Origin of the sequence: Microcoleus sp. CAWBG27, assembly GCF_020883145.1 — a bacterium.
Classification (GTDB): domain Bacteria; phylum Cyanobacteriota; class Cyanobacteriia; order Cyanobacteriales; family Microcoleaceae; genus Microcoleus.
The window spans coordinates 54,669-76,171 of sequence record NZ_JAHREU010000002.1; the positions used below are offsets into that span (position 1 = coordinate 54,669).

General features: G+C 45.9%; 16 protein-coding genes and 1 CRISPR repeat array. Of the genes, 11 read left to right on the forward strand and 5 right to left on the reverse strand.

Annotated elements, in window-relative coordinates; translation table 11 throughout:
- Positions 1-175 precede the first annotated feature (175 nt).
- Positions 176-1,504: a beta-xylosidase gene (locus QZ938_RS01640; protein WP_293347004.1), complete on the forward strand. Its 1,329-nt coding sequence runs from the start codon at positions 176-178 to the stop codon at positions 1,502-1,504.
- Positions 1,505-2,527: 1,023 nt separating this feature from the next.
- On the opposite strand, the gene QZ938_RS01645 is transcribed toward QZ938_RS01640, so the two are convergent.
- Positions 2,528-2,827, reverse strand: coding sequence for a contact-dependent growth inhibition system immunity protein (locus QZ938_RS01645; protein ID WP_293153007.1), 300 nt, complete (start codon positions 2,825-2,827; stop codon positions 2,528-2,530).
- Positions 2,824-3,363 (reverse strand): RNase A-like domain-containing protein, encoded by a 540-nt coding sequence (locus QZ938_RS01650; protein WP_293153004.1) that lies wholly within the window; start codon positions 3,361-3,363, stop codon positions 2,824-2,826. Before QZ938_RS01650 ends, QZ938_RS01645 begins: the two co-directional genes overlap by 4 nt.
- A 365-nt stretch (positions 3,364-3,728) precedes the next feature.
- Here QZ938_RS01650 and rfbF point away from each other — a divergent pair, with 365 nt between their 5' ends.
- The 5 genes from rfbF (at position 3,729) to QZ938_RS01675 (ending at position 9,182) form a co-directional block, all read left to right on the forward strand.
- Positions 3,729-4,505 carry a glucose-1-phosphate cytidylyltransferase gene (gene rfbF, locus QZ938_RS01655; RefSeq protein WP_293347311.1) on the forward strand — a complete coding sequence of 259 codons (777 nt, stop codon included), beginning with the start codon at positions 3,729-3,731 and terminating at the stop codon, positions 4,503-4,505.
- A 305-nt stretch (positions 4,506-4,810) separates the two neighbouring features.
- A complete protein-coding gene (locus QZ938_RS01660; protein WP_293347007.1) occupies positions 4,811-5,875 on the forward strand; it encodes an acyl-CoA dehydrogenase family protein in 1,065 nt (354 codons plus the stop codon).
- Positions 5,876-6,070: 195 nt separating this feature from the next.
- Positions 6,071-6,814: a cyclase family protein gene (locus tag QZ938_RS01665; RefSeq protein WP_293347010.1), complete on the forward strand. Its 744-nt coding sequence runs from the start codon at positions 6,071-6,073 to the stop codon at positions 6,812-6,814.
- A 150-nt stretch (positions 6,815-6,964) separates the two neighbouring features.
- Entirely contained in the window at positions 6,965-7,711 is a 747-nt protein-coding gene (locus tag QZ938_RS01670) for a DUF1995 family protein (protein ID WP_293347013.1), read from the forward strand.
- A 691-nt stretch (positions 7,712-8,402) separates the two neighbouring features.
- Positions 8,403-9,182 carry a metallophosphoesterase family protein gene (locus tag QZ938_RS01675; protein ID WP_293347016.1) on the forward strand — a complete coding sequence of 260 codons (780 nt, stop codon included), beginning with the start codon at positions 8,403-8,405 and terminating at the stop codon, positions 9,180-9,182.
- 391 nt (positions 9,183-9,573) lie between these two features.
- Positions 9,574-11,959: direct repeats of the CRISPR family, unit length 36 nt; unit sequence CTTTCCCAAACGACTTCCCCGCAAGGGGATTGAAAC.
- 538 nt (positions 11,960-12,497) lie between these two features.
- Here QZ938_RS01675 and QZ938_RS01680 read toward each other — a convergent pair.
- Positions 12,498-13,349: a M48 family metallopeptidase gene (locus QZ938_RS01680; RefSeq protein ID WP_293347019.1), complete on the reverse strand. Its 852-nt coding sequence runs from the start codon at positions 13,347-13,349 to the stop codon at positions 12,498-12,500.
- 395 nt (positions 13,350-13,744) lie between these two features.
- Here QZ938_RS01680 and QZ938_RS01685 point away from each other — a divergent pair, with 395 nt between their 5' ends.
- Positions 13,745-14,272: a DUF4330 domain-containing protein gene (locus QZ938_RS01685; protein WP_293174713.1), complete on the forward strand. Its 528-nt coding sequence runs from the start codon at positions 13,745-13,747 to the stop codon at positions 14,270-14,272.
- Between the two features lie 198 nt (positions 14,273-14,470).
- Here the strand turns inward: QZ938_RS01685 and QZ938_RS01690 are convergent, their stop codons facing one another.
- A complete protein-coding gene (locus tag QZ938_RS01690) occupies positions 14,471-15,376 on the reverse strand; it encodes an alpha/beta hydrolase (RefSeq protein ID WP_293347022.1) in 906 nt (301 codons plus the stop codon).
- A 233-nt stretch (positions 15,377-15,609) separates the two neighbouring features.
- Between QZ938_RS01690 and QZ938_RS01695 the strand changes: the two genes are divergently transcribed.
- Both QZ938_RS01695 and QZ938_RS01700 read left to right on the forward strand, forming a co-directional pair.
- Complete coding sequence (locus QZ938_RS01695) at positions 15,610-15,774, forward strand: hypothetical protein (protein ID WP_293152974.1); 165 nt, start codon at positions 15,610-15,612, stop codon at positions 15,772-15,774.
- A gap of 167 nt (positions 15,775-15,941) precedes the next feature.
- Positions 15,942-16,520 (forward strand): hypothetical protein, encoded by a 579-nt coding sequence (locus tag QZ938_RS01700; protein ID WP_293347025.1) that lies wholly within the window; start codon positions 15,942-15,944, stop codon positions 16,518-16,520.
- Here QZ938_RS01700 and QZ938_RS01705 read toward each other — a convergent pair.
- Positions 16,488-17,417: a hypothetical protein gene (locus QZ938_RS01705; RefSeq protein ID WP_293347028.1), complete on the reverse strand. Its 930-nt coding sequence runs from the start codon at positions 17,415-17,417 to the stop codon at positions 16,488-16,490. The two genes, QZ938_RS01700 and QZ938_RS01705, sit on opposite strands and share 33 nt — an antisense overlap.
- A 1,528-nt stretch (positions 17,418-18,945) precedes the next feature.
- Here QZ938_RS01705 and QZ938_RS01710 point away from each other — a divergent pair.
- The gene (locus tag QZ938_RS01710) at positions 18,946-19,869 is read left to right on the forward strand and encodes an MBL fold metallo-hydrolase (RefSeq protein ID WP_293152959.1); all 924 of its coding nucleotides are present in this window, start codon (positions 18,946-18,948) and stop codon (positions 19,867-19,869) included.
- 239 nt (positions 19,870-20,108) lie between these two features.
- Positions 20,109-21,323 (forward strand): bifunctional riboflavin kinase/FAD synthetase, encoded by a 1,215-nt coding sequence (locus QZ938_RS01715; RefSeq protein WP_293347031.1) that lies wholly within the window; start codon positions 20,109-20,111, stop codon positions 21,321-21,323.
- The last annotated feature ends 180 nt before the right edge of the window (positions 21,324-21,503 follow it).

Below are 21,503 nucleotides of genomic sequence, written 5' to 3' on the forward strand. Positions count from 1 at the left end.
CTTTGAATATATAGATTAGAGCGCTGAAGCGCAACTACATACCTTGATTGAACTCATTCTAAGGTACGTAGTTGCGCTTCAGCGCTCTTTCTTTCATATATTAAATAGAAAAGAGCGCTAAAGCGCAACTACATACCTTTATTGAAGTCTCTTTCTATTTTCAACCACATACAATATGCAATTCACCTTCAAGTTCAAACCAATTAATAAGCTGCTACCAATTTGCTTAACTTTGGTAACAGTCCTGTTAATCGCGTATTTTGGTCAGCAGCCAACTATTGCCCAAATGCGATCGCACGTCACAGTCGATTTTGGACAACCAGCCACCGGTATCACCTCCATGAGCGGCTTCTTGCACGGAATCGACCCCAGCAAGCCCCCCGATAGCTCGATTAAGCCCTTGCAGCCCAAGCTGTGGCGCGCCGGAAGACTCGATGTGTACGATCGAGTAATCGCTAGCGGAGCCGAATTTCAACTATTAGTTAGCGACCTCTGGGGCTACGGCAGCAACCCCAAAGGCTGGCCCTATCAAAATTACCCCGCGTGGGAAGCCTTCATCCGACAGTTGGCCCAACAAAATAAAGGCAAAAAAATTATTTGGGATATCTGGAACGAACCAGATTTAGCAAATCCGTTTTGGAAGGGAAGCAGAGAACAATTCTTTGAAACTTACAAAAGGGCTTACAAAATCTTGCGGCAAGAATTGGGGCCGTCAGCGATGATTGGCGGGCCGAGCATCAGCACTTACAACAAAGAATATCTTGCGGATTTTTTGGATTACTGCAAAGCGAACAAACTGGAAGTAAATTTCCTAGCTTGGCACGAACTCAATGATACCATAATTTTATTTGTTGACGATCACGTATTTGATGCTAAACGCAATTTTCAACAAAGTCCCTTTTACAAGGAACTGAAAATGCAAAAAGTTTATGTCAACGAAATTGTCGGAGAATTAGCGCAGTACCAGCCTGGGGAAATTTTAGGTTATTTGTCTAACTTAGAGTATGCAAGAGCTGATGGTGCTTGCAGAGCTTGTTGGGATACAACAGTAGGTAAAAAAGTTAGTAATTGCTTCAACAATACGCTGACTGGGACGGTTGTACCGAATACTTTTGAGCCGAGGGCTGCTTGGTGGACTTACAAAGCTTATGCTGATGGAGTAAATTCGCGGGTGCTGAGCCGATCAGATCGCGATCGTCTTGTGGCCTTAGCTAGCAAGTCAAATCCCGAAGGTAAAGCACAGGTACTTTTGGGTTATTTCGATCGCAATTATTCGTCAGCCACAACCGTTACCTTGAATCTTGTGAATTTGCAGCAGCTTGGAATTAAAAGCGGTCAAAAAGTTAGTCTCAAATTAGAGAAGATTCCTAACAATCTCGAAGGCGCTGTGCAAAAGCTGGTTGCGGTTAAAGAAGAAAGTGTTTCGGTTGTTGGTAATAATTTGACTTATGTTGTTCCTAATGTCAATGTCCATGAAGGTTATTTGTTGACTATTAGCAAGTAAAAGTCGGCGGTTGGAAACCGCGACTACACAAACAATGTCCGCCTCCGCGGACGAAGAAATATGGGATTTGAGAGTTAGAAACCCGGCGGTTGGAAACCGCGACTACACAAACGAAGTCCGCCTTCGCGGACGAAGAAATATGGGATTTGAGAGAAATGTGCGATCTAATTTGAAATCCGAGGCGGTTGGAAACCGCGACTACACAAACGATGTCCGCCTTCGCGGACTAAAGAGTAGGCAGTATCTACAAAAAAATCAGGCTTAAATATTCCTCTATCTCTTAGTCTGCGGAGGCAGACTTGGCTTGTGTAGTCGCGGTTTCCAACCGCCGAATCATCTAGGATTGGTCAAAGATTTTTGCACAGATTCTAGCCATTCTCTGAACGATGTCCGCCTCCGCGGACGAAGAAATATGGGATTTGAGAGAAATGTGCGATCTAATTTGAAATCCGAGGCGGTTAGAAACCCGGCGGTTGGAAACCGCGACTACACAAACGATGTCCGCGCAACGCGAGACTAAAGAGTAGGCAGTATCTACAAAAAAATCAGGCTTAAATACTCCTCTATCTCTTAGTCTGCGGAGGCAGACTTGGTTTGTGTAGTCGCGGTTTCCAACCGCCGAATCATCTAGGATTGGTCAAAGATTGTTGCACAGATTCTAGCCATTCTCTGAACGATGTCCGCCTTCGCGGACGAAGAAATATGGGATTTGAGAGAAATGTGCGATCTATTTTGAAATCCGAGGCGGTTAGAAACCCGGCGGTTGGAAACCGCGACTACACAAACGATGTCCGCCTTCGCGGACGAAGAAATATGGGATTTGAGAGAAATGTGCGATCTAATTTGAAATCCGAGGCGGTTAGAAACCCGGCGGTTGGAAACCGCGACTACACAAACGATGTCCGCCCAACGCGAGACTAAAGAGTAGGCAGTATCTACAAAAAAATCAGGCTTAAATATTCCTCTATCTCTTAGTCTGCGGAGGCAGACTTGGTTTGTGTAGTCGCGGTTTCAACCGCCGAATTAACTGCGATCTGTCAAAGATTTTTGCACAGATTCTAGCCATTCTCTGACGGTTTGATTTTCCGATTGTGCGTCATAGTAACAGCCTAATTCATCGAGGATGAAGGTTTCTAAATCTGGTTCTGAAATCGGCATTTCTAGCAGTTGAGCGAGTTCTTGCGATGCAGCTTCAATACTTTCGGGGGGTTCGCTGTTCAAATAGTTGTTGACTGCTTGGCTGGGAGTGTCAGCTTCTAGCGGCCAGTCTTGGTGAAAGTAGGAACTGAAAAATTGGGTTAAATTAGGAAATTGATCGATCATTGGGGATAAGCGGTGAGAATAAAGTATCCGGGAGGTAATTTCTTGCTGCGCTGGAGGACAATTTTTAGGCGAGAGACTGGAGTTGCTTTGGATGAACGGCGGCGCAGGCTAATGCCAATTATTCTGTTGGCGTTGTAGTCGATCGTATAACGATTGCCTCCTTTTTTCACCCAGGAGTCGATCGCACTTTTCTGTTTGTACATTGCTTCCGCAATCGCGGCTTCAGCGATGGAACGGCTAGCAAAGGAAGATGCCGCAGAAATTTCCATTTCTCGTCCGAGTCGCTGTGCTAGTTCTCCTTCTGTTTTACCAACGTGTCTCTCTAAAGTATGCCCTCCTGCGGCTTCGTGAACATCCAATCCGCCGCCCGGTATCTGAGGGACAAAGGCTATGGTGGTTTGTGGTATATTTGAGACCTCCCCTGCAAAAACAGCGCCACCAACAGCGGATGTTGCCGAGTGCAATAAAATTGTAATTGAGGCGATCGCGCAGATTATACCTAAAAATCTTTTTAGGCGATCGAGTTGACTTTTCATTGTTGTTTTTGATGTTCAGTATAGTTGTCTAATGTTTTTGTCTGTTTCCTAGTTTAGCATTAGTGATAGTCCTGGACGCACTGGCTAGAAACCGGGTTTTTTCACGAAAATTATTCGCTCTCACCCACAAATTAGGTGAAAAACCCGGTTTCTTTGAGGTTGATGTGTCCGGGACAGACTGAGTTAGGAATTGCACGCACCATTTAAGTGCGCGATGCACAGTCCGCACCCTACATTGTATTTAGAATAGGATTTTTTTAGGGTTTACAAAGCTTCACTCAATCTGAGAAATTATTAATAATTCTTTGAAAAAATCCCAGATAATTGATGATAGATTAATTGATAAGTTTTCAAAAGGTGAAAAAATGCAAGTAGTCATCCTAGCGGGCGGTCTTGGTACTCGTCTGAGAGAAGAAACAGAATTTCGCCCCAAGCCTTTAGTTGATGTCGGCGGGCGCCCGATTATTTGGCACATCATGAAAATCTACGCCCACTACGGCTTCCAAAACTTCATTGTCTGCTTGGGCTATCGCGGCAACATGATTAAAGAATATTTCCTGAATTATGAAGCCATGAACAATGACTTTACGATATGTCTGGGACGGAAAAATACCATCACTTATCAGCAGGAACATCGCGAACAAAATTTTCATGTAACGCTGGCTGATACTGGTGCAGAAAGCATGACGGGAGGGCGGGTAAAACGGATCGAGAAATATATCGATGGCGAGAATTTCATGGTGACTTATGGTGATGGAGTTGCTGATGTCAATATTGATAAATTGATGGAGTTTCACAAGTCTCACGGTAAGCTGGCAACTGTAACTACATTTCGCCCGATTTCGCGTTTTGGAATTTTGGATGTTGACAGTGAAGGTCAAGTACGAGAATTTGCTGAAAAACCTCAAATAGACGGCTGGATTAGTGTTGGATATATTATATTTAACCGCCGGATATTTGAGTATTTGGGTGGAGATGATTGTGTTTTAGAACAGGAGCCAATGCAACGTTTGGCAGCAGATGGACAGTTGATGGCTTACCGCCATGAAGGCTTCTTTTATGCGATGGATACTTATCGGGAATATAAGTATTTAAACGAGCTTTGGGATGAAGGTAAGGCTCCTTGGAAAGTTTGGGAATAAGTGAGCTTTGGGGCGGGCAAGATGCCCGTCCCACAATCATTATCATAAAAAATAACTATAGCATTGATCGGAAAGATTAGGTATGTTGTTGGGCTTTAGCCCTCTTAGTCTCAGCGGTTATACAAGCCACCAGTCATACCTCATCTTTCTGAGAAAGGCTATATAATATCGCTCCGAAATATGAGGTATTAATGTAAATATTTTTTGATGCGATCTCGCTTACTACTATATAATATAAGAGGGCTAAAGCCCAACAACGTACCTCATTTTTTTTGATAATCGGTATATAAAATTAATTATAAAAGATGGATTTTCAAGATATTCTTGATAGCGCGGAAAGTTATTTGAAAGAGTGCGTTGCACCCCGCGCGGAAATTATCGACAGTGACTCAGAAGCGCTGAAAACAGCACTTTTAGGATTGGAAAATCGATCGCTCTTAGCGTTGCGATTTCCCCAAAAATGGGGCGGCGCGGACATTCCACCGGAGCTTTTTTACCAATATCAGGAATTGACTGCGCGATATTCTGGGGCTTTGTCTTTCCTCCAAACTCAGCACCACAGCGCAACTGCGATGATTGCTAACAGTGACAATGAAATGCTCAAAGGCAGATACTTGCGCGCGATCGCCCAAAAAGAGTTACGCTTGGGTGTTGGGTTTTCGCATTTGAGGCGATCTGGCAATCCGGCAGTTACGGCAACTCCGGTAAAAGATGGCTATCTACTGTCGGGGAATGTTCCTTGGATTACTGGTTTTGGCTTGTTTGACAAGTTTATTGTGGCTGCGGTACTTCCAGACAATCGCGCGGTTTTTGGTTTGCTGCCTTTTGCTAATGTTGAACGGGAATCTGGTAAAATAGCTGTTAGCGAAATCATGCCGTTAATCGCGATGAACTCGACTAATACTGTGACAGCAAGTCTCAATAATTGGTTGTTGCATGAATCGGAAATAATTTCGGTTAAAGCTGTCGGTTGGATTGCGGAAAATGACAGCAAAAATATCTTGAATTTTGTGCCGGTTACTTTTGGCTGCATTCGCGCGGGATTGGATGTAATTGCAGCGGCGGCGATAGTTAAAGATTCGCCTGCGATCGCAGCGGCTTGCACAAAATTGGAACAGAAGCTCGATCGGCTAAAACAGCATTTCCTACAATCTCAACATAGCTCAAAAGCGGAACAATTAGCGCTCCGAGCGGCAGCTATTGATTTGGCGGTGCGGTGCGGGCACGCTGCGGTGGTGGTTTCCAGCGGTGCGGCTAACGGTAGGCTGCACCCGGCTGGAAGAGTTTATCGAGAGGCTTTGGTGTATACTGTTTCCGGGCAAACAAAGGATGTGATGGCAGCGACGCTCGATCGCCTTGTCGATTTGTAGGGTGCGTCGGTTAGAAGGATTTTGGATTAGAGCGATCGACTAATGGCTGATATTCAATCAGGCTGTACCGGAATTATTTAACCGCAGAGGGCGCAGAGGACACAGAGAGAGACTAGAGAGATTATAATACAGGACGATGCTACCGGATTTGATATTACGCACCTTACCATTAATATAATGTGAGTTTTTGTGTCGATGACAAACAACTTTAACTCAAACAGTAACTCAAATAATTTAAAAACGATCGCCTACCGCGACATTATAGACTTAACCCATCCAATTCATCCACAAATTCCCATCTGGCCGGGAGATCCAGTGCCGGAATTTGAAATAGTATCTGAAATAGACAAAAACGGCTATTTCCTGCGAAAATTCTCGATGGGAGAACACAGTGGGACTCACATCAACGCACCCAATACCTTCGATCCAGCAGGCGCGAGTATTGATAGTTATGCGCCGCAGTCTCTAGTTTTGCCCGGAATTGCGATCGACCTTCGGGAGCAATGTCTTGCCAATCCCGATTACACTTTAACGATAGATGATATATTGAATTGGGAACGCCAGCACAAATTTATTGAACCGGACAATCTAGTTCTATTATATACTGGATGGCAAGCCAAATGGCATGATGAGCGAGCATTTTTAAATCCTGACGAAGGCGGAGTTTGCCACTTTCCGGGATTTGGTCAAGCTGCGACTCAATTTTTGCTAGAAGAGCGATCGATTGCGGGAATTGGTATTGACACTCACGGAGTCGATCCGGGACAAGATGAAAGTTTTGCTGTCAATAAAATGGTATTGCAACAGCAGCGAATTGTACTGGAAAATCTGGCAAACCTCCACTTATTACCTGCGACAGACTTCACTTTGGCGATCGGAATATTACGCCTTTTGGGAGGTTCCGGTTCGCCCGTGTCTGTGTTAGCTTTTGTGGCTTAAGCTGTGGCATATTTAAATTGGATATTTCGGGCCCGCTAAAAGCCCGCCCAGAAGATTTTGATTATTTTTGAAGATTAAAATTTCAATGCTGAGCGTTCTTAAATGCGGTAAAATTAGATTGAGAGAAGTCGAGTACGAATAATAAGATTAATGACAGAACTGCCCAACGATCTCAATGATGCGATCGCCCAATCGCGCATTGCCACCGCCGCCGCCCTCTCGGATGGCAAGAATCTCCTGCAAGTCGAATTAGTCTTTCCCGAAATCGCCCTGCAAGCACAATCTATCACGCAACAATTCTTACCAGAATTTGAGGAAAGCCACTCGGGAATGAAAGTCTTTTTTCCCGATGCTGGTGCAGCCGCCCTCGCCCGCCGCGATTGGGGAGAAGTACCTTTTAAAATAAGTGATTTGGGCAGCAGCCGCACTCCTGTTGAAGATAATATAGCACCGGAAGATGAACTGTTTTTGCTAGTGAATCCGGCGGCGGTAGAGGTGTCGCAAGTTGAAAAACTTTATATAGCTGCGGCGGGCCGCCCTGTGATCTTGCTCAACCCGCGCCTGGAAGATGTTGCTACTATAGGTATAGGGTATGCAGGCCGTCAGTTGCGCGATCGATTCCTGAGCAAAATCGAATCCTGTTACTATATCAGACCGCTAGATACGGCGGCTTTATTCCGCTGTTATCCGCAGCCGTGGCAAGTTTGGCTGGAAATCAACGACGAATACGAGTTAATTTCGGAAACTGCCCAAAAACCTGTGGGAGACGATTTAGAAAGGATTTTAGCGAAAGCTATGGGAATCGCCGATCCGGATTCGACTGCACCGGCAAAACCGCTAAAAAAGAAAGGTTTTTTAGCAGAAATGCAGACTTTTCTCAGAGCTTTGACTCAGTAGTCATTGTAGAATGCGTTAGCTAGAGTTATCTTCGATTTGCTCGATCGACTAATCGCTGGCGCATCCTACACCGTAAAATCAATCGTGAAATCAATATTGAGTCAATCTAAAATCGACTGATACCAATTTAATGGGTCGTTGCACATATCCGGATCCCCCTAAATCCCCCTTAAGAAGGGGGACTTTGACTAACTCTTGTCCCCCCCTTATTAAGGGGAGTGCCAGGGCGATCAGATTCTATGCCGTTTCACAGAAAAATGGTATGACTCGGTAGTAGCAATTACCACAGCACAATTAACAGCGGTTATCAATATCTCTGAAAGATTCACAGGATACGGCACTCCCGTGTTTCTAGGGTATTTCTGTACTTCACCGAATAGCAGGGGTTTGAAGCCCTTACTCATCAAGGCAGATTGCGATCGGAACGGAGTTTAAATCTCGGTTCTTATCACTTCGCTATCAACTGTCAACTGTCAACTGTCAACTGTTTAACTATACCGAAAGCTGGGATAACTTCTCAGTCTTCCGATCTGTAACTACGCAAACAAAATTGGGGAACTTTACCAAAAATTTATAAAAGTAGTATAATGGGTGACACCCCTCCTAAGCAAAAGATCGGAGGAAATAGCAGCTAAATCAGATGCTATAAGCTAGTAATTAAGGTTTCGAGTCAGAAAAACGGATAAACACAGTGGAGCACCGGCGCATTGTTATTGGGGACGTACACGGGCATTACGATGGATTAATGCTTTTACTAGAGGCACTTGCCCCGAGTTCGGACGATCGCGTATATTTTTTAGGAGACTTAATCGATCGCGGGCCGAAAAGCGCTCAGGTATTGGATTTCGTGCAGCAAAGCCGGTATCAAACCCTGCTGGGAAACCACGAACAACTAATGTTAGATGCTTTGTCGGGGCCCTCAGTGGATTTGCGGGCGTGGCAATCTTGGCTGTACAGCGGTGGGGATGCGACTGTCGCCAGTTACAAGGATACGGGGATGATGCCGTACAAACACTTAGAGTGGTTGCGATCGCTCCCAACCCATTTAGACTTAGGGGATATCTGGCTGGTGCACGCGGGCGTCCATCCTACCATGCCAATTGACAAACAGTCGATCGAACAATTGTGCTGGATTCGCAAGGAATTTCATGCGATGCCGAAACCGTATTTTCCCGATAAATTAATTATTACCGGTCACACGATCACGTTTACCTTTGAGGGGGTGAGGCCCGGGGAATTAGTCAGGGGCCAAGGGTGGCTGGATATTGACACGGGGGCTTATCATCCAAAGAGTGGCTGGCTGACTGGATTTGACTTGAGTTATCGCAGAGTTTATCAGGTAAATGTGTTTAACAATCAAGTCCGAATTTTGCCGTTTGATGAAGTTGTCAGACAAGTGAAGCCGCAGATTCCTCTGCCAAAAGTTCAGTCAAAAGCTCAGTTGAGCTCTGTTGTTCAACAGGAAGCTTAAATCCAAACGAAGTGCTTGGAAAAGCTTGACAATCTCTCCTTAAGTCTCTATTGTTTGTAGTAGTGGAAAGCAAGAGTTTTCACGCGGAACTTTGAAAATTGAATAGATTGTGCGATCGCCTGCGGTTGGTTTCATTACTGCAAGCGATTTCGATCTAGGTGGGCGATCGGCTGCGGTAGGTTTCATTGCCGCAAGCGATTTCGACGCACCTAGGGCGATCGACGAAACCCTGATTCTTTCGTTGAGGTGCGTCGATTGTCTTTGTAGTCTGGGTTTGGGCGTTTTCAATCCTATGCTTGTTGAAGATGACCCCCCATTTATTGAGAGTGAAAAAACGGTGCGTCGATTTGGCGTCTGGAACGCTCTCTGGGTAAGGGTTTGTAGCCGAACTCTTTCCAAAACAACTCCCCCGCAAGGGGATTGAAACAAGACTATGTTGTCAGTCCTTACAATGCATTTGTTATGCTTTCCAAAACAACTCCCCCGCAAGGGGATTGAAACGTTTTATGAAACTCGCTAATCCGTCCTCGAAGTTCCCTTTCCAAAACAACTCCCCCGCAAGGGGATTGAAACAGTGCTCCTAGATTTATCCCCGATGGAGTGAAAATTTTAGCTTTCCAAAACAACTCCCCCGCAAGGGGATTGAAACCGACTTGTTGTATTTGGGTCGTAGCATGATGCGAAACACTTTCCAAAACAACTCCCCCGCAAGGGGATTGAAACCAGGTGCGGAAAACTTGGGACAAGAGATAAAGAACTTTCCAAAACAACTCCCCCGCAAGGGGATTGAAACTTTAGATTACCTCCTCCGTTGGCATTAAAGAATTGACTTTCCAAAACAACTCCCCCGCAAGGGGATTGAAACTACTTCAACCAAAGCGGTAGAAAAGTTGGAAGAAGCCTTTCCCAAACAACTCCCCCGCAAGGGGATTGAAACTCAAACTTTGAAAGTTCGACTAATTGTAGCTTCTTTGCTTTCCCAAACAACTCCCCCGCAAGGGGATTGAAACCTTTTGTGGTACATTGACCACAACGAGAGCCACTACGACTTTCCCAAACAACTCCCCCGCAAGGGGATTGAAACTCTTCACGGGAAGACCAAACTAATCCGATGTACCCAACTTTCCCAAACGACTTCCCCGCAAGGGGATTGAAACAATAAGCCTAGAACAGCCAAGTCTGTGCCACTAGGAGCCTTTCCCAAACGACTTCCCCGCAAGGGGATTGAAACTTTTTATAACCCAATCCGTCGCAATAGCGACAGTTACCCGACTTTCCCAAACGACTTCCCCGCAAGGGGATTGAAACTTCATTTCAACAAAACCTCTCTTAACGAAAAAAACCTTTCCCAAACGACTTCCCCGCAAGGGGATTGAAACCTGGTAGTGTGTCTTTATCACTGTCAAAGCGAGGAGGCTTTCCCAAACGACTTCCCCGCAAGGGGATTGAAACTTTGTCTTGATTGCCTCACTTCTGCTTTCTACCACCTCCCTTTCCCAAACGACTTCCCCGCAAGGGGATTGAAACTTGATATTCTACAGACCAAATTAACGAACAGAACTTGGCACTTTCCCAAACGACTTCCCCGCAAGGGGATTGAAACTTCGTCTTCCTCTTCGGTCATGTCGTATCCACTTTTCACCACTTTCCCAAACGACTTCCCCGCAAGGGGATTGAAACTTTTCGTCCTCATCGTTAGGAATAAGCGACGAAGGTTGACTTTCCCAAACGACTTCCCCGCAAGGGGATTGAAACAAAATTTGATGGAGTTTTTGCTGTTGAGAGCTATCAACTTTCCCAAACGACTTCCCCGCAAGGGGATTTAAACCTTCTCCAATCCTGATCGAAGCATCACCCACTCTGGCAGCCTTTCCCAAACGACTTCCCCGCAAGGGGATTTAAACTTTCAGAAAGCAGTTAAGACCGCCATTGCCGTCTGGCACTTTCCCAAACGACTTCCCCGCAAGGGGATTGAAACCTTTCGTAATAATTGCCCATATAAGCAACACTTTGACTTTCCCAAACGACTTCCCCGCAAGGGGATTGAAACCTTATAGATTAAGCTTTTCGCCAACCAGAATCAACTTTCCCAAACGACTTCCCCGCAAGGGGATTGAAACGGTAGAGGTGTACAACTTCGTTGTATTTTAGATTTGGCTTTCCCAAACGACTTCCCCGCAAGGGGATTGAAACACCAAAGTCAGACCGAGAGAGACAAGAACAGTGAACTTTCCCAAACGACTTCCCCGCAAGGGGATTGAAACATCAAGATAATAATGTCTTTGTTCATATTCGACTTTTCCAAACGACTTCCCCGCAAGGGGATTGAAACACAAACTGGGATAGTTTTTAATCAAGAAGATCTTTAGACTCTTTCCCAAACGACTTCCCCGCAAGGGGATTGAAACTTTCTTTTTCAAAAATTCCAAAACCGACCCAAAAGTCATCTTCTTTCCCAAACGACTTCCCCGCAAGGGGATTGAAACAATTAACTCTACGGTTTTTTGACTTTCATCTACTTTTGCCTTTCCCAAACGACTTCCCCGCAAGGGGATTGAAACTTAAAGAATATATCCGAACTTGGAGGTTCTTTTTTCCCTTTCCCAAACGACTTCCCCGCAAGGGGATTGAAACTAACATTGCCAAAATCATAAGCGAACAAAGTGAAACTCTTTCCCAAACGACTTCCCCGCAAGGGGATTGAAACATCTTCTTCCCAATTTGCACCCAACGAATTCTTACTTTCCCAAACGACTTCCCCGCAAGGGGATTGAAACATTATTTGAGTCCCTGACCAAACAAGGATCTCCTTATTTTCTCTTTCCCAAACGACTCCCCCGCCTCTCGGAATCCGCCTCTTAATTAATCCGCTTTCCCCAAGTCTGCATCCCCTTCTGAATTATGCACTTTCCCGAAGTCCGCCAGGGAATTAATTCCCTGTCTCATAGCGAAAGTCGTCTGAAGACGACTGAAATACCAATGAATCTTGGCTCTCCTGGGATTGTAGTAAAAACTGTATTTCAATATACAAATATTTCCATTTTCCGTTCATGCGATCGCCAAAAACCCAGCTTTTATCGGCTTAATGACATTGGTATCGCCTTTCTCAAAAAGGTGAGGTATGACTGACAGGTTACATAACCACTGAAACCAAGAGGGCTGAAGCCCAACAACGTACCTCATCTTTCTGAGAATCGCTATACAAGATCTCAGTTAAAAACCGACTAAAATATCAATGAATCTTCAGTCGTCTTCAGACGACTTTCGCTATGAGACAGGGGTTTCAACCCCTGTCGGATCGTCGGATCGCCCGATCTACGATCGCAACAGCCGACGCATTTCCAGCTTATAAGCCGCATTATTCAAACCTTCACCGCTAGCCAGATCCGGATCTATAGCCTGGGAAATCGCAGCAATTCGATCGCTAGTAGCCGGGTGAGTGCTCAAAATACTTGGGGGAGAAGGCTTGTTAAGCAACTTTTTCATAAAATCAACCATCCCAGATTGAGCGTAGCCCGATCGCCCCATCGTTTGCAAACCCAACTGATCCGCTTCATACTCAGCTTGACGGCTGTGAGGGCGACGCAAAGCCAATTCCACCCCAATCTGTACCGCCCTAGAACCACTGAGCCCAGTCGCCGAAGCTACACCAGATGCGATCGCCATTTGACGCATTTGCTTAATCGAATGGCGAGCACTAATATGCCCGATTTCATGGGCGATGACACTTGCTAATTCCGCCTCATTATCCGCCGCCGCCATCAAACCCTTATTCACATAAACAAAACCGCCCATCGTCGCAAAAGCATTAATATTGTTATCGTCAATCACCTGAAAAGTATAAGGAATATCCGGGCGATCGCTTTCTTGGGCCAGCCGCTGACCGATGCGGTTGATGTATGCTGTAGTAGCCCGATCGCGATCGATCCTAAACTCCCGATTCGTCAACTGCTGGTTGATTTGTCGGCCAACAGCCACCTCCTGGCGATCGGACATATTCGACAATTGAATAACTTGAATCCCCCGCATAATCAGTTCCGGCAAAGAAAATGCTTGAGTCGGTTGTGGGGAAATTACGCAGATACCCGCAGCCACAATCACCGACAAAAATAGATAAATCCCCCGGCCACAACTACGCCGACAAGTCAACCAAAAACCTTTTAACATGATTGATACGTGCGAGAAGTTAGATTAATTTTTAGGAAAAACTCAAAAAGTCACTAATACCAATTTAATGTGAATTTGCACATATCTCGATCGCCCTCGCATCTTCTTGATAAGGGGGAGACGAAAGAGAACAATCTTGTCCCCCCCTTATCAAGGGGGGTTAGGGGGGATCCGAATATCCGAATTGTATGCAGCTTCATAAAAAATTGGTATAAATCGGCAGACGAAATATAACGCTGCTTAGTTGCTATTTTAACTTGTTACCAAATTTTAACCACTTTCCCCCTCTGGCTATCTCCCGACTCTCCAAGTTCTGCGGATTTTGGGCGATCGTTGTGGTAATATCTTTTGGCTTGTACAGATACTCCTGTCGCTGTCAGTGAATTAAGCGATTTATGAAAATTTTGGATTCTCAAGGCCGGTTGTTCGGTAAACTCAGCATTCTAGACGTAGGTGCAGCAATGATTGTGCTGCTAGTTGCAGTCGGCATCTTCTTCTTTCCCGGTACATCCGGCGGTTCGGTGGCCCAAGTCGGCGGCGCCAGCGTCAAAACCGTAGAAATGGATGCAATTGCGATCGGACTCAAAGGCACAAACTTTCAAGAGTTGTTCAAAGCCGGCGATAAAATCAACGTAGTAATCCGCAACCAGCCCTCCGGTCAGATTACAATCAAAGAGGTAAAAACCATAACTAGAACCCTCGCAGTTCCTCAGCCCAACGGCACATTAAAAGCTGTCCCAGATCCTAGAGAAGAAGAATCTTTCAGCAGAAATATGAGATTTACTTTAGAGGGGAAAGGTCAAATTACTGAAAACGGCCCGGTTTTAGGAAACATGAAAGTCAAAATCGGAACTACTCTCGAACTTGAAGGCAAAAAATACATTTTCAACGCCAGCGTCATCGACGTGCGAGTTAAAGAATAGTCAGTTAGTTGACAGTAAAATAGGTATGTTGTTGGGCTTTAGCCCTCTTTAGATATACGTCTAAAGAGGGCTAAAGCCCAACAACGTACCTTGATTAGTTTGACAGTTGTAATTATCAAATTAGGTACGTAGTTGCGCTTTAGCGCTCTTATCTTATATTCGCTAAGAGCGCTGAAGCGCAACTACGTACCTTCTTCTTTACTCCTCAGAAAACAACCTTAAATACTGCCGAATTAAACCAATAGTCACAGCCGGAACTTCCAACTGCGGAGTCAAACCCACATTTTCCAGAGTTTGAAAAACCTTAATTGCTTCCGGGTTAAGATTAGCCAACCGCTGACCAATCTCGGGGCTAGTAAACTGAGATTTGTCACCCCAAATAATCGCAGTCGGCGTTGTTAGCTGAGTGATATAAAGTGACAAATCAAAACACAAATCTCCCCGCACAAAAGATAAGGCTGCATATTCTGCATTTGGTTCCAAAGCAGATTCCAGATAAGCATCGACAATTTCTTGGTACACTCGACGGGAATCGGCAAATTGGCGCTCTTCTAAAAAGCTGCGTATGCCGCCATCTGTGGCAATGCCCGTACTGTAGAGCAAGCGGTCTAAAATCGGCGTATTGACGAGCTTAGCGAAGAAACTGCTGCCGTAATCTTGTCCGAAGTCCGACAAACCGCTGGGAATCGTCAAAATTAGCGATTTGAACAGATCCGGGCGGGCGATCGCAGCTCGAATCGCGATCGCCCCAGTCAGCGAAGAAGCTATCACATCGGTAGGACTTCCGCAAGTTTTTTCGATAAATTGGATCAGAGATGTGATATAATCTTCGACCTGATAATTTCTTTGGGGATGTTCCGATCGCCCCCAACCGATTAAATCCGGTGCTAAGACTCGATATTCCGCTGCAAAAGCCGGATAAACTTTCGACCATTCGTAGGCACTTGACCCGCCCCCAAAACCGTGAAAAAATACCAAATTAGGTAGATTTTCCGAATTTGAGTTCGGCAATCCGATCCAAGGCATTTTTTCAGCAGTGTAATATACCATTCTGCCGAGAGAAGTCACGATCGATCGCTGACCGAAGCCGAGAGGAACAAGCATAAATAAGCCTCAATCGCTGTGAGATTGTAGAGTTTCGCGCGTCGCCTCGTCTTTATTTAAAAAGATTGCAAAGCTGGCGCCGTTTTTGTAAAGATTCAGTATTGATTTCAATCTATTTTAGTACAAGTGAAGCCTGAAACTACACACAGCAACTAAGTTTTGCGATCTGCGCGCCCAGGTTGTGCAGTTATCCTCACCGTTGCAAACTACTTGCGATCGGAGATAATAACAAAATGATGGGTAAGACCCCTCAACACAATCAAGTCGGTTCGCCGACTCCGAAAGCAGGCACTCGGAAAGCAGCGGTATCAGATCTAGCTTTTAATCGCGGCAGGTTTACATCCGATCGCCGATCGCAAATAATTAATTACCATATTTTACGGAGCAGTGGCTTTTAATGTCGAAGGTTTTTCTTAAAAGGCGGGCGATGGGTTTTCGATACCTCTGATTGCAGGCAATAAAATCACGAGTCTCGCCGTTATCAATTCCAAAACACAACAAACAACTAATATCAGGGAGATATAAAAAAATGCAACTGCTTAGGAAACGGGATCGCGAGGGTTTTATGGTTGATGCAAAAAGTCTTCTAGCTGACGGGTTTGCAGAGTTTGATACTGCCTGTCGAAGCATGGATTTAAACGGCAAACAGACATTGGTCGCTACTCCAGAACGATCGGGTTCAGGGGTAGATGTGCGATCGCGCGTCAGCGCACCGGGAATGGTTCGCCTAGCTTTAGAAGAATTGAAATGCTTTGAAGTAGTAGAAAACCAGTTTGCCCATTGGGGAGTGACTTTTAGCAATGCCGTCGCCATCCAACCTTCAAACCCAGCATTCCTAACGGTTTCTGGCTCAACAGTATTAATGGGTGCCCCAAAAAGCGGACTAATAGAAGTAAGTTTCAAGTATCCAGTTCGCAGCGTAGCAGGACTTGTCACCAGTTCGCGGCGAACGGTTTTATCTGCTTGCGACATCGACGGCAACCCGATCGTTCAAGATGAAATGCCAGCGCCCAATCTGGCAGGGTCTAATTCTCCGATCGCGCCCAACACACCCCTGCGCGTCAAAGCCCCGAATATTCATCGCATTACATTTTATGCTTTTGACGGTCAGCTAATAGTCGATGACTTTATTTTTGGATTGTGAAACAATGCCATAAGTATCATCCCAAGTCTGCAAACCCTCAAGAAGGGCATTGCGGACTATAGCTTCGGGTTCCCGACTCAACATCAGCCGAAAGCACTCGGCAGCCCGAGCACGGGCGCCCCAACTTTTGACAGAAGTCACGCGGTTAAACCCACCCCGATCGACCAAATCGGTCATTTGCCGCACTGCAATCAAACGCTTCACAGGATCAGCATCAGTCAAATCTCCCAAGATCCGATCGAGCGCTGCTTCATCCTCATCTTTTGAGGATCCCAGACTCAGCGCTTGGCGCAGCAACAGCCCTGCAATGGCGATCGTGCCAAAATTTTGCAAAATCAGGCTCAAAGCCATCCAGTGACTCTCAGAATCCTCCCAAATCGCTAAACTCATGTAAGCACCCAGAGTCGCAATCCCGCCGGCGCCCACTGCTAAAACCAAACGGCGGTTCGGGCCCTCCCAAAATTGCTCGGCTTTCGATCGCAGCAATTGCCATTCCCCGGACTGTCCTCGGTAAACCAGCATCATCGCTGCGATTCCCAGCCCTGTCGAAAGCAATAACTGACTGTTCCACCACCCCCAAACTGCTGCCAGGGTGAAGGCTGCCAACCCACCTTTCGATCGACTCAAACGCGGTAGCAGCCACTTGAGAAAGGTGCTAGAAACCACAGGCGATCGAGCTCGATTGCTCTTGCCATCCACCCTCCGGCGTTTTTTTTCGGTTCTCTCTGGGGTTTCCTGCGGGCGATCGTCTAGACGGCTAAATGTCCTCAAAGCACCAGCATCAGCCAAGTCTAAGGAGAGGTCGATGGATGGTCGCCGATCGAGTTCCCAAGTGCGATCGGAATCTTTCCCTGGCGTTTGATGCAGCTTGGTTGTAGTTTTTTTAAATTGATTCATACTTACTTTTTTTCACAAATAACTTTAAGTTATTCAGGCATCTTTTGCACAGATTTTGTTTTTCTCAAAACAAGAGTATGAGACTTTATAATACCAGAAATTCCAACTTGTGGTAAGTGCGACAGATAAGTCAAATTCCGAGAAATCATTACTCCCAAAAAAGCGATTGAAGATAGTTGAGAAAAGCACAACAGGTAGCGCGCGAATATTTCTCACTGACTTTTGAGATCGAGGGCGATCGGAGTTGGGTGCCGGCAAAAAACACAAAAATTGAAAATTTCCGAAATTTCGGGTACTTTAAGTGCTGGAATTCGCCCTCCGAGAACCGCGCGACCAAAATATAGCCTTTTGCCAAGAGTCCGGAATCTCGCTGCCCCCAGTGTCATACCATTTTCGATTTTAGATTAAAGAATACAAAAATTGGGATCGAGCGTTGCTAACAAACAGATGCGTTGCCATCAGCTTTGACACTCCCGGGCCTCCAGGCACGGGGATTCTTCGATCTACGACATGACTTGCTTAAACAGGATTTATCCAGTTAAAGTAGAGGACTCATCTCCCAAAGCGTTGCTTGCATTTAATGCAAAGGTTCCGGTATGCCCTACCGTACCCAATCCTCGACTTAGAATATTGGCGTTCCTGATTTAGGGTATGAACGACTCAATGTGAAAAAATGAAACAAGCGAGTAACTCAATATTCTGAATTTTCAAGTTATCCATTTTCATACCCCGATTAAGCAACGCCTGAAAAAATGAAACAAGCGAGTAACTCAATATTCTGAATTTTCAAGTTATCCATTTTCATAGCCCGATTAAGCAACGCCCCTTTTTATTTTAGGGATCGATCGGGCAAAACTTCCAGTCACTGGGAATCGGACGGCAATAGTTCCAAGGATGGCAGCATCGCCGGTTGAAGAATCCTGTGGAAAGAGATTTTACTGATGAGGTTCGTTAAATAAATGGGAGTTCAGTTAATTAAGCCGCGCGATCGCCAACAGCAGTCCCTGACGCTTGGGGTAGGGGTTTGATGGGTAGATCGTCTGAAGTCGGTTAAAATTAGTTGTAATTATTGTAGGGTATCGCAATCACGCTCATCGGCAATTTCTGCCAATATGGGCGCAAACGCGCCCCGGTACTAGATATTACAGTCGATCGACCGTAATAGATATCAAGTAGGAACGGCAACAACCCACCGCGCTAGCGCGCTCGCCAAGTCCAGAGATCCGAAAACAGCGGCCGCCAGATTAGAATCAGGTAAAACTGCTGCCCCAAAGTGTGTCTGCTGAAGTTACGCTAGTGAAGAGAGAAAAAGAATAGTTGCGATCGAGACTTCATCAGTCTACCTTGCAATTTATTCCTCAGTTATCAAGCCCAACAGTTTTGCATTTTCTGGCAAGCGAGACTCTTGGCACTTCCAACAAGTGGGAAACTAGACCGTCAAAAAGCTTGGGTTTGATGGTAAAAGCCTTACTAATTTTATGTAAACACCTTATCGATGGCTCGCCGGAACAATCTTGCAGGAAAACCCATGTCTAGTATGCAAAACCAATTTACGGTTCACTTTTGGGGCGTTAGAGGTAGTATAGCGTCTCCCGGAGCTGAAACAGTACGTTACGGGGGCAACACGCCCTGTATAGAAATGCGAGTGGGTGACAGCCGCCTAATTTTCGATGGCGGTACTGGATTGCGGGTTTTGGGACAAACTCTCCTGTCGCAGATGCCCGTAGAAGCCCATATGTTTTTTACTCACACTCACTGGGATCACATTCAAGGATTCCCATTTTTTGTACCAGCTTTTATTAAGGGCAATTGTTTTCACATCTATGGAGCCGTTGCTCCTACTCCCAATCAAGCTACTATCCAGCAGCGACTCAACGACCAGATGCTTCACCCTAATTTTCCGGTGCCCCTGCAAATTATGGGGGCCGACCTCAAATTTAACGATATAGAGGTGGGTGAACCCATGGAAATCGGAGAGATTAAGGTGGAAACAGCTTTGTTGAACCACCCCGGTGAAGCTATCGGCTACCGCGTCAACTGGCGGGGGTATGCGGCTGCTTACGTGACTGATACCGAACATTTTCCCGATCGTTTGGACGAAAATGTGCTGAATCTGGCTCGCGATGCTGAGGTGCTGATCTACGATGCTACTTATACGGATGAGGAGTATTATTCGGAAAAGTCTAGCAGAGTTGGCTGGGGACATTCGACTTGGCAGGAAGCAGTGAAGGTGGCAAAGGCTGCTAATGTCAAAAAGTTGGTGATTTTTCACCACGATCCGCTGCACAATGACGAGTTTTTAGACAAGGTGGGAGAACAAGTGGCTCAAAGATTCCCGAACAGTTTGATGGCGCGGGAAGGTTTGTCGTTACAGTTGCTACCTCCTCAAAACAAGGATTTGTCTGAAGGGTCGTCTGAAGGGTCGGTGGAAGCCCCTAAAGTGCCTGCGTGATGGATTTGAGATTGCCAGATGGTTCGGAAATCTTGAGGTCTGAAATCTAAAATTTAAGTGAGGGCTTACCTGAGTTAAAGACGGATACAAGCCCTGGCTTAGGCCGCAGAGAACAAAAAAGTTTAGATTGAAGTTCTAACTCGCAGATCGATTCTGTGGAGTCAAATCTAAAATCTAAAATCTAAAATCTAAAATCGACTGGCGATCGCAATCTGGCTAAGTATGGCAAAATCTTAAGCGTGTGGATAACTTCTTCTTCAACCGCTGCTCTGACTCCAACTTCTGTTGCCTTGGGAAACTTTGATGGTTTGCACCTAGGGCATCAACAAGTCGTGCAGCCAATTTTAAATCGATCGCCGGGGCTAACTTCTGCGACGGTTTCTGCGTCGGGGCAAAACTTGCGCCCAAACGCTGGCAGAGCTCAAAATTTGGAAGGCGAACATCCGGCAAGCTGGGAAAACGACTCAGCAGCACTGCCGGAAACAGCCCGCAGCGCCCTGAATGTCAATGGTGCCCACCCCCGGGCAGAGGGCAACAGCCTCTCTGGTCGCGATTGTGATGCGGGCGATCGGCTTTACGGTACTGTGGTGACATTCAATCCCCACCCGCAAGAATTTTTTACAGGTCAACCCAAAAAACTGCTGACACCTCTGGCAGAAAAGGTAGAATTGCTCGCAGCAATGGGTGTCGAGCAACTTGTGCTGCTGCCGTTCGATCGAGAACTGGCGGCATTGACTGCTGCTGAGTTTGTCGAGGAAATTCTGGTGCGGCAACTGCAAGCGAGTCGAATTAGTGTGGGGGTAGATTTTCGGTTCGGACGCGGACGTGCTGGGACGGCTGTGGATTTGCAGTCGATCGCCTCAGGTTACGGTATTGATGTTGCTCTTGTACCCCTGCACAATTGCGCTGAGGGCGATCGAATCAGCAGTTCCGCGATCCGCGAAGGTTTAGCATCCGGCGACCTCACAAAAGCGAATAAATTGCTGGGGCGGCCTTACAGTTTAGTGGGGACTGTGGTGGGCGGACAGCGGCTGGGTAGGACGATCGGATTTCCGACTGCTAATATCGAACTGCCACCGGAAAAATTTTTGCCGCGTTTTGGCGTGTACGCGGTGCAAGTCTCGGTGAAGGATGGAGGCGGAATCATCAAAAAAGATGAAAGTTTTTCCTATAAGTGGGAAAATCCCCAATCTCTAATTCCGCGCCCAGCATCAGATTTATCATTCATAAATGGAGTGATGAATGTTGGTTGCCGCCCGACGGTAAACGGCCTGCAACTCACTGTAGAAGTTCACCTGTTAGATTGGTCTGGGGATTTGTACGGTCAAACATTGAGCGCAAGTTTGATAGAATTTTTGCGACCCGAACAAAAATTCGCTTCTCTGGATGCTCTAAAAAATCAAATTCAGGCAGATTGTGATGTTGCTAGAAAGGTGTTAGCTGCTAATGGTTAGTATGTATCTTGCAAAAATATTTATTAATCAAATTTTCGGACGATGCTCAAAGCCATCCCACAAGAAAAATAATTGTGGGACGTTGCTTCGAGCATCGTCCGAATTGTCAATTCATTGCGTACAGTTTTGCTTGGGCGATTGAAATAGCTACTACACAAACTTGCGTCCGCGCAGGCTGAA

Coding starts and splice junctions, on each gene's coding strand:
- QZ938_RS01685 (WP_293174713.1), top strand. CDS start 13,745: ATGAAAATTTTGGATTCTCAAGGCCGGTTGTTCGGTAAACTCAGCATT.
- QZ938_RS01660 (WP_293347007.1), top strand. CDS start 4,811: ATGGATTTTCAAGATATTCTTGATAGCGCGGAAAGTTATTTGAAAGAG.
- QZ938_RS01705 (WP_293347028.1), bottom strand. CDS start 17,417: ATGAATCAATTTAAAAAAACTACAACCAAGCTGCATCAAACGCCAGGG.
- QZ938_RS01700 (WP_293347025.1), top strand. CDS start 15,942: ATGGTTGATGCAAAAAGTCTTCTAGCTGACGGGTTTGCAGAGTTTGAT.
- QZ938_RS01680 (WP_293347019.1), bottom strand. CDS start 13,349: ATGTTAAAAGGTTTTTGGTTGACTTGTCGGCGTAGTTGTGGCCGGGGG.
- QZ938_RS01645 (WP_293153007.1), bottom strand. CDS start 2,827: ATGATCGATCAATTTCCTAATTTAACCCAATTTTTCAGTTCCTACTTT.
- QZ938_RS01695 (WP_293152974.1), top strand. CDS start 15,610: ATGATGGGTAAGACCCCTCAACACAATCAAGTCGGTTCGCCGACTCCG.
- QZ938_RS01690 (WP_293347022.1), bottom strand. CDS start 15,376: ATGCTTGTTCCTCTCGGCTTCGGTCAGCGATCGATCGTGACTTCTCTC.
- rfbF (WP_293347311.1), top strand. CDS start 3,729: ATGCAAGTAGTCATCCTAGCGGGCGGTCTTGGTACTCGTCTGAGAGAA.
- QZ938_RS01650 (WP_293153004.1), bottom strand. CDS start 3,363: ATGAAAAGTCAACTCGATCGCCTAAAAAGATTTTTAGGTATAATCTGC.
- QZ938_RS01640 (WP_293347004.1), top strand. CDS start 176: ATGCAATTCACCTTCAAGTTCAAACCAATTAATAAGCTGCTACCAATT.
- QZ938_RS01670 (WP_293347013.1), top strand. CDS start 6,965: ATGACAGAACTGCCCAACGATCTCAATGATGCGATCGCCCAATCGCGC.
- QZ938_RS01710 (WP_293152959.1), top strand. CDS start 18,946: ATGTCTAGTATGCAAAACCAATTTACGGTTCACTTTTGGGGCGTTAGA.
- QZ938_RS01665 (WP_293347010.1), top strand. CDS start 6,071: ATGACAAACAACTTTAACTCAAACAGTAACTCAAATAATTTAAAAACG.